The following is a 1,291-nucleotide window of genomic DNA, read 5'->3' as shown; positions in this document are numbered from 1 at the left end:
CGGCGACGTCGTAGCCGACCTCGAGTGCGAATCGCTCGTGCAGCTGCGCGAGGAGGGGCAGCGGGTCGTGCGGCGCGATGATGACCAGTGCGCTGCCGGGTGGAGTCGCGGCGAGCGCCCCGAACACCGCCCCGTGCCGCACGGCGTGCGGCACGTCCCGCACGTCGAACACGGGCGTGGCGTCGTCGTGCCCGCAGTCGCACTGGTGACCGCCAGCGGCGGCGGGAGCGGAGATGTGGAGCTGGACGTCCTGCTGGGCCATGCGGCCCTCCTTCGGGTTGGCCGCGGGTGCGGCGGGTGGGGGAATGGGGGATGTCACGGCGTGACCTCGACGACCCCGCCGGCGCCCTTCTCGGCGTCGCTCATGACGTGCGAGACCACCGAGTAGTGACCGGCCTGTGGGAACGTCAGCTCCACGAACCCGCCTTGCGCGGGCTGCAGCGCGAGCGCCTGCGAGCCGCCGGTCCCGGTGGATCCGCCGTCGCGCAGGAGGTAGTCGCCCTCGGCGAACACGGTGTCGAACTGGCCGCCGACGATGTGGAACGAGCTCGGGCGGTTCGGCCCGACGTCGAGCACCCAGATCCGCACCCGCTCGCCCACACGCGCCTCGAGAGGCGCGTAGCGATACTGGTTCGCGTACCCGTTGAACACCACGAGGTCGGGGTTCTGGGTGGCGATCCGCGCGGCGTCGGTCTCCCCGCCCTGCGGCCCGAGATAGAGCTCGGACTGCACGAGCAGATACTCCCGGTCCACGGGCGCGAGGCCAGGCGGGTCGATGATCACGGCGCCGACCATGCCGCTCGCGATGTGCATGCTCATCGGCATCGTGGAGCAGTGGTACATCCAGATCCCGCTCCGGTCGGCGGAGAACGTGTACTCCAGCGACTCGCCGGGATCGATGGTGCGCATCGGCCCGTCGGGCGCGAGTGCTCCGGCGTGGAAGTCGATCGAGTGGCCGATCGTGCCGTCGTTGACCAGGGTGATCACGAACGTGTCGCCGACCGCGCCGCGCAGCGCGGGCCCCGGCGCCGTGCCGTTGTACGTCCACCGGGTCTGCGTGACGCCCGGTGCCACCTCCACCTCGGTCTCCCCGACCGTGAGTGTGATCCGGTGCAGCGTGCCCGTGCCGTCCGGGTCCGGTTCGCTCGTCATGCCCTGCGCGTCAGTGCCGCTCGTCGCGGCGGGCGGGAGAGTGGCGTCCCGCGCGGTCCAGTCCGCGTCCGGGCTCGCCATCAGGTCGAGATCCTCGACGGCGGAGGGTGCGTCGGCCTGCGACGTGCCGCTCGCGGTG

2 protein-coding genes are annotated in these 1,291 nt (G+C 72.0%); both read right to left on the bottom strand.

Annotation, left to right across the window (positions count from 1 at the left end):
- A partial coding sequence (locus FH969_RS14965) for a DUF2249 domain-containing protein (RefSeq protein ID WP_139988003.1) occupies positions 1-262 on the bottom strand: 262 nt, incomplete at its 3' end.
- 53 nt (positions 263-315) lie between these two features.
- The coding region (locus FH969_RS14960; RefSeq protein WP_180359837.1) for a multicopper oxidase domain-containing protein at positions 316-1,291 on the bottom strand (976 nt) is incomplete at its 5' end.

This window comes from Miniimonas arenae, from assembly GCF_006351005.1.
GTDB classification, from domain to species: Bacteria; Actinomycetota; Actinomycetes; order Actinomycetales; family Beutenbergiaceae; genus Miniimonas; species Miniimonas arenae.
The sequence above is the reverse complement of the archived record's forward strand: the minus strand, read 5'-3'. Positions and strand labels throughout refer to the sequence as shown.